At 31.9% G+C, this 5,622-nt stretch carries 16 protein-coding genes; 6 read left to right on the forward strand and 10 right to left on the reverse strand.

Going from position 1 to position 5,622, the window contains the following annotated elements; genetic code table 11:
• The 8 genes from IDG60_RS05125 to IDG60_RS05160 all read right to left on the reverse strand — a co-directional run.
• Positions 1-841, reverse strand: an 841-nt coding sequence (locus tag IDG60_RS05125) for a DUF2800 domain-containing protein (protein WP_206160541.1), incomplete at its 3' end; no start/stop codon positions are given.
• Complete coding sequence (locus IDG60_RS05130; protein ID WP_000985979.1) at positions 838-1,200, reverse strand: hypothetical protein; 363 nt, start codon at positions 1,198-1,200, stop codon at positions 838-840. The genes IDG60_RS05125 and IDG60_RS05130, both read right to left, overlap by 4 nt.
• Before the next feature lie 13 nt (positions 1,201-1,213).
• On the reverse strand, positions 1,214-1,474 hold the full coding sequence (locus IDG60_RS05135; RefSeq protein WP_000291481.1) for a DUF1108 family protein: 261 nt from the start codon (positions 1,472-1,474) through the stop codon (positions 1,214-1,216).
• Between the two features lie 4 nt (positions 1,475-1,478).
• The gene (locus IDG60_RS05140) at positions 1,479-1,781 is read right to left on the reverse strand and encodes a DUF2482 family protein (protein ID WP_000163431.1); all 303 of its coding nucleotides are present in this window, start codon (positions 1,779-1,781) and stop codon (positions 1,479-1,481) included.
• Entirely contained in the window at positions 1,774-2,091 is a 318-nt protein-coding gene (locus tag IDG60_RS05145) for a hypothetical protein (protein WP_000829612.1), read from the reverse strand. Before IDG60_RS05145 ends, IDG60_RS05140 begins: the two co-directional genes overlap by 8 nt.
• 92 nt (positions 2,092-2,183) lie before the next feature.
• Positions 2,184-2,345, reverse strand: a complete 162-nt coding sequence (locus tag IDG60_RS05150; RefSeq protein WP_001285951.1) for a DUF1270 domain-containing protein — start codon at positions 2,343-2,345, stop codon at positions 2,184-2,186.
• An 11-nt stretch (positions 2,346-2,356) separates the two neighbouring features.
• Positions 2,357-2,620, reverse strand: coding sequence for a helix-turn-helix domain-containing protein (locus tag IDG60_RS05155; protein ID WP_001124198.1), 264 nt, complete (start codon positions 2,618-2,620; stop codon positions 2,357-2,359).
• 24 nt (positions 2,621-2,644) lie between these two features.
• Positions 2,645-2,860, reverse strand: a complete 216-nt coding sequence (locus IDG60_RS05160) for a hypothetical protein (RefSeq protein WP_001036299.1) — start codon at positions 2,858-2,860, stop codon at positions 2,645-2,647.
• 67 nt (positions 2,861-2,927) lie between these two features.
• Between IDG60_RS05160 and IDG60_RS05165 the strand changes: the two genes are divergently transcribed.
• Positions 2,928-3,146 (forward strand): hypothetical protein, encoded by a 219-nt coding sequence (locus IDG60_RS05165; protein WP_000957729.1) that lies wholly within the window; start codon positions 2,928-2,930, stop codon positions 3,144-3,146.
• Here the strand turns inward: IDG60_RS05165 and IDG60_RS05170 are convergent.
• Both IDG60_RS05170 and IDG60_RS05175 read right to left on the reverse strand, forming a co-directional pair.
• The gene (locus tag IDG60_RS05170) at positions 3,143-3,319 is read right to left on the reverse strand and encodes a hypothetical protein (protein WP_001001356.1); all 177 of its coding nucleotides are present in this window, start codon (positions 3,317-3,319) and stop codon (positions 3,143-3,145) included. The genes IDG60_RS05165 and IDG60_RS05170 overlap by 4 nt on opposite strands.
• Positions 3,320-3,402: 83 nt before the next feature.
• Positions 3,403-3,594 carry a helix-turn-helix transcriptional regulator gene (locus tag IDG60_RS05175; protein ID WP_001115060.1) on the reverse strand — a complete coding sequence of 64 codons (192 nt, stop codon included), beginning with the start codon at positions 3,592-3,594 and terminating at the stop codon, positions 3,403-3,405.
• A 160-nt stretch (positions 3,595-3,754) separates the two neighbouring features.
• Here IDG60_RS05175 and IDG60_RS05180 point away from each other — a divergent pair, with 160 nt between their 5' ends.
• The 5 genes from IDG60_RS05180 to IDG60_RS05200 all read left to right on the forward strand — a co-directional run.
• Positions 3,755-4,084, forward strand: coding sequence for a helix-turn-helix domain-containing protein (locus IDG60_RS05180; protein ID WP_000429766.1), 330 nt, complete (start codon positions 3,755-3,757; stop codon positions 4,082-4,084).
• A 12-nt stretch (positions 4,085-4,096) separates the two neighbouring features.
• On the forward strand, positions 4,097-4,558 hold the full coding sequence (locus IDG60_RS05185) for an ImmA/IrrE family metallo-endopeptidase (RefSeq protein WP_000525000.1): 462 nt from the start codon (positions 4,097-4,099) through the stop codon (positions 4,556-4,558).
• 17 nt (positions 4,559-4,575) lie between these two features.
• The gene (locus IDG60_RS05190; RefSeq protein WP_000755718.1) at positions 4,576-5,010 is read left to right on the forward strand and encodes a hypothetical protein; all 435 of its coding nucleotides are present in this window, start codon (positions 4,576-4,578) and stop codon (positions 5,008-5,010) included.
• A gap of 28 nt (positions 5,011-5,038) precedes the next feature.
• Positions 5,039-5,434, forward strand: coding sequence for a hypothetical protein (locus tag IDG60_RS05195; RefSeq protein WP_000449655.1), 396 nt, complete (start codon positions 5,039-5,041; stop codon positions 5,432-5,434).
• Between the two features lie 89 nt (positions 5,435-5,523).
• On the forward strand, positions 5,524-5,622 hold a 99-nt coding region (locus IDG60_RS05200; RefSeq protein WP_078100007.1), incomplete at its 3' end, for a hypothetical protein.

A 5,622-nucleotide genomic window follows, 5' to 3' on the forward strand; every position in this document is an offset into this window, starting at 1 on the left:
CTTCATCAGCCCATTTTTTGATATCAGGCAGTTTATATAAAAGTTCTGCAATCTCTTCATCACTTAACAAATGTGGTGGCTTTTGAGGCACATTTTGCATGTATTCTGCACGTGTTCTACATGAATGATTTATCTTACAGAATCTACAATGACTACCTGCTTTAAACTCTCCTCCACCGTTATAAGCAAGTCTGGCTAATGGTTTAACAAAATCGGCTCCCCATTGAAGTAATCTTGATATTGGTAACTCTTCAGTAGAAAAGTTATCTATTCGAGGTTGTATGATAGTCATGCGAATTGTATGAATGTCATACATTAAACTAAGCAGTTCATATGCGCCCAAGCCATATAATCTAAGTTGAGGATTATCTATAGCTGAAACTTCAATGCCTTTACCATATTTAAGGTCAATAATTTCAAGTACACCACCTGAAAATATAATGACATCACCAGTTCCAAAAGATTCAGGGACGTATTTACCTAAATCTAATTTTGTTTCAAATAAAGCTATTACATCATTATCCCTACTCAAAGCTTCGTTATATTTTTCTTCTACATTAGCTACATACTCTTCCACATATTCACGCAATTCTTCGCTGTAATATTGATTTCTCTTATAATTTTGAAAAGCCTTATTAAACTCAAACTGTGTTAGGCCTTCATATTTAAGGCTGAAATATAACTCACTTAACTCATGGGCGAATGTACCTTCTTCGGCAAAAACTGTACTTTTATCTGCAATACCTTCACTTGCCTTAATACTCGGTGGGCAGTTTAGCCATTGTTTTGCTCCACTTGCACTAAGCTTTGCATGAGCTCTATTTGAGTGATCTAGCTTCATGCATTTATTCTCGCATTCATAAAATCAACAATTTTTTCATAATGCTCTTCTTTGATAGTAGATAGCTTATCCGCACCAAGTTCGTTAAGTTTATTTCTAAATTCTTTCTTATCAGAAGTATCTGCTTTTTTAAGGAACTCTTTTCCTACTGATAAAACATAATCTTTAGTTAAATCAGCAGAAGTTTCCTTAACTTCTTCAATTGATTCCAGTTGAGCTGTTTCTTCTTTTGGCATTGGTGCTTCTTTAACTTTCTCTTGTACAATTGATGAATCTACTGTTGATAGTTCAGTGTTTAACACACGTAAATTGTTATTTAATAGTTTTAATTCTTCAAAAATATCTTCTAATATTGCCATTGATTAAATCCTCCTACCATTTCATGACTAAGTTAATTAGTCTGTCCTGTTCATCTGTGTTCTCTTCAATCCATTCGTTTATAACGTCACGCATTGCATCCGTCGCAAAATATAGTTCGCTTAAATCTACAACATGAAATGATTTAAGTGGAATATTATTCATATCCTTGATTTGTATACTGATACCGTCATGTTTTTTCATCGCAGACACTTTAAATTCAAACCCGTTAAAGCTGATAATTTTATTTTTTATCTCACCAAATTTGTAATACATTGTTTTAGCCCTCCTTGTTATCATCAATACCGTGAAATTTTTGTGATTTACACATTTGGAGAACATTGACAATGTCTTTATAACTCTTAGTGCTATCCAATAAGGAAGCAAGATCGAAAGTATGACCAATCACAGAACTTGAACCTGCTAAATAATCTCCGTCGATAACTCCTATTGATGAGAAAAGCAAAATATCAAATTTACTTTCTCCCTTAATTTCTTTCGCTAATTCATACAATTCTCCGCTTTTTTCAGATAATAAGTCTTTTACTTCTTCCTGAGTCATGTCTTTATATTTTTTAGTCATTGTTGACTTCCTCCTCGTTTTCTTCGTCCTCCTCGTTATCTTCTTCGTTTTGTAATTCATAAATTTTGTTTTTTAGTTTTATATTTTCTTTTTCCAATTTTTCGTTTTTTCTTTCTTCCGCAAAATACTTACCTCTGTAAGTATCTTCTTCTTTATCTTTAACAGCCTTTATTTCAATAAGTTTTCTGTACTCGTTCAATGTGATTGTTACTGTCAATTCTTGATTTGCTACAAAGTTATCTTCTTCATTTCTGTATCCTGAGAAATCTTTAGTGTAATAATGTTGTTCAGTTTTAATATTTTCAGCCATAGTTGACTACCTCCGTATATTTTGATTTAATTAAGTTGTATATTTTGATAAATGTTTGTCACTGTTACTTGTTGACGCAAGTAGCAGTTTTTTTATTCTTCATAAAAGTATTCTTTGTAGTATATGAATGTTGCGATACTTGCGAATCCCGCAATTGACCATGCTGTAGTGAAGTACAGCAATGGCATAAGCACAATCGCTAAGACTGTGAAGCACAGTACTGCTATTAAGTAGCTTTTATATGTGTCGCTCATTTAATATCCTCCTAATACCATTTTTTATGCTTTCTGATCAAATACTCTTCCAATTTAGAAATATTAATCAGAGTGCCTGTTGGTGAATAATCAATGTATAAATTTTCTACACCTAAATTATCTTTGCGGTAATATTTCAACCAGTTGTATACTGTACTTCTACATACTCCAAACAATTGATGGATTTGTGTAGGTGTTGCGTATAACTTTTTCACAAATTTTTCTTCGCCTCTATATGTGTTTTCTGGTGTTGGTGGTACTATGATTTTTGGCATCTCTATCACTCCTTTCGATAAATGTTAAAGTTTGTTATTATTCGCTCTGTATTGAAGTTCTCTATCTAATGCATAGAAAACTTTGTTTATTTCTAAGTAGCTGTAATCACCTTTTTTAATACTTCCTAATATTTCCTTTCTTAGTCGACGTTCATTTTCTGTTAAAGATTCTACTGACGCATGATCTCTTCTGAAAATCCTTGGTATGATTATGTCTAACCCTTCTGATTTTTTGTTCATTTGTTGTTCCACCTTTCGTGTATAATGTTGTTATCAACCTAAGGAGGTGATAAGTATACATAAGAGATTGCTCACTCAATATTTAGATAAAGAAATCGTTACTTCTTTAGATTTACATTTAATTAATGGTGAAGTTATTAAAGTACAAGAACATATAAAAGATGCTGAAAGCAAAACTCTACACATCATTCATCCAAAAGATAGAGTTGTCAGTTTAGATCATGTTTTGTATTTCGACATTAACGTTAAAGGTGAAAAGAATAACGATAGTCCTTATCCATCTTAAAATCCATAGTGCTTATAGTTATTTGCTATTTGTTGACAGTTATCACTGGCAAGTCCTACCTTGTCAGCTTGGTAACTGTATTGATTATTTACTTCATTTACTAATCGATTCCATTCGTCTCTTGGTATATCTTCAAGAAGTAAGAGAATCATCTTTAATTTTTCTTCGTTCATTTGTTGTTCCTCCTTTTAAGTTGTTTATGTCCATTTGTTACATTACCTAAAAGTTATAAAAAGTTATACGAAGGTCAAAAAATTTAGACCTTTATCTGGTCTACCTCAATATCATATAACTTTGCTAAAGCGTAAACTGTAACATTACTTAAATTAGTGTCATCCTTTTCCCAATGACCAACTGTCTTTGCATTGACGCCCAATATATCTGCTACTTCTTGCTGTTTCAAGTCCCTTACAAGTCTCCATTTTCTTACGGATAATTGTTCCGGCATGTCGTCCACCTCCCTTTCACACGTATAACTTTATATTACTTTGTATTACTTGTCAACAGATAAAGTTATATTTCTTCATAAAAAGTTATAAAAAGTATTGTAAAGTAATGTCGGTTATGGTAAGTTAATATTACATTAAGTAATATTAAAGGAGACAACTATGGAGAATAATAAAGTCAGAAAAATTTTATCTGAAAACCTTCAAGAACTTATGAATGATAAAAATATTGATCAGAGAGAACTTGCTGAAGCTATTGGAGTTTCTCAACCTACAGTCTCCAATTGGATTCAACAAACTAAATATCCACGAATTAAAAGAATTCAACAACTTGCAGATTACTTCAATGTACCGAAATCAAGAATTACTGAATCAAAAAAAGATATACATCAAGAAACAATTGCTGCTCATTTTGATAAGGAGGGATTAACTGAAGAAGAGATTGAAGAAGTAAATAGATTCATTGAATGGGTTAGAAATAGAGACAAATAAAGGGTGTTTATATTGGGATTATACGAAGAACTTTGCATAAATAACGAAAAAATAAAGATAGAAGAAACTGACCAGCTTCCAAATTTCCAACCTGGATGCTATATGAACGGAAAAATTTATATAAGGCGTAATTTATCAGAAGTACGTAAAGCAGAAGTGTTATATGAGGAACTTGCCCACCACAAGTTGACGTATGGCAACATTTTAGACCAAACAAAATGGATTAATAGAAAATTTGAAAATTATGCACGTAGACATGGTTTTACTTCAGCTGTACCGCTACATGAAATTGTAGAAGCTCACAACTACGGTGTTCGTAATTTGTACGAGTTGTCAGAGTATCTGCAGTTGAGTGAATCATACATACTAGAAGCTATAGAACAATATAAAAAGATATATGGTATTGGAACTCACTATGGCGAGTATTCTATTACGTTTGAGCCGTTGAGAGTTTTTAAATATAAGGAAATATAAACAAAGGAGAGATACATATGAAAAAAGTAATCGGACTGCTACTAGTAAGTACATTAGCTTTAACAGCTTGTGGTGAAAAAGAAAAACCAAAAAAAGAAGAAAATAAAAAGTCACAAACACAAAAACACAAAGATAGCAAACCAAAAACGCAACAAGAAAAAATGAAAAAAGTTGAAGATAAAAATCCACCTAATAATAGCATACAAAATAATTCAAACAATCAAAACCAATCACAAAACAATCAACTTAATAATAATTCAGATCCATCTAATAATACTCCTGCAAATATAAATGAAAACGATTCACAAAATACTAATTTAAATGATGAGTATGTCGTTTCGCCTGGCTGGACTAAAGATGAACAGGCTAAAGCTTTTGAAGAGTACAAAAAAGGAAAAGAAGAGGAAGCAAGAGCTGGTGCTAGCGCAGTACCAGGAGCCAATATTAACTAATAAAACAATATAAGAAAGAAGAGCTAATATGGAAACAAATAAAACAATCGATTTAATGAATTATGTGGAATTTCCAAAAAGATACACAGAGGCAAAAGGCAAATTAGTTGCACAACCAATAACTACTATAAATAGCGCAAGAAGAGTTGAAAATGAAGATATGACTGTTTGCTACATTTTAGATCAGGATGATGATGTAATGGACTTTATCTTTGACAGAGATATAATTACTGTTTACTGTCCTGAAAACGGAACTGCGACTGATGAATATTTTTGTGAAATTATATTTAACTCAGATGACACATTTACCCTAAAGCGATTATCTAATTACGTTACCATTAAAGATAGAAGCTACCCAATGTCAAAAATAAATGACGTAAACATTACGGGCAAAGTCGTCAGATTATTTAGAGATTTTAAATAAACTTGGCTTTAATTACGATTAAAAGTACCTATATAGCGTGACGAGAAAAAGGATTAAAAAAAATCAAAAAACGCCTACTAGTGTAGACGTTGAATGGTGGTGAGAATTTTATGGTAGATAAAAACAAAAAACAAGAAACTACTCGTAGTAACCCATTAAACAAAAGTTTTGAAAAGTCAGGCGCCAGC

The sequence above is a fragment of the Staphylococcus sp. EG-SA-2 genome, assembly GCF_017152085.1.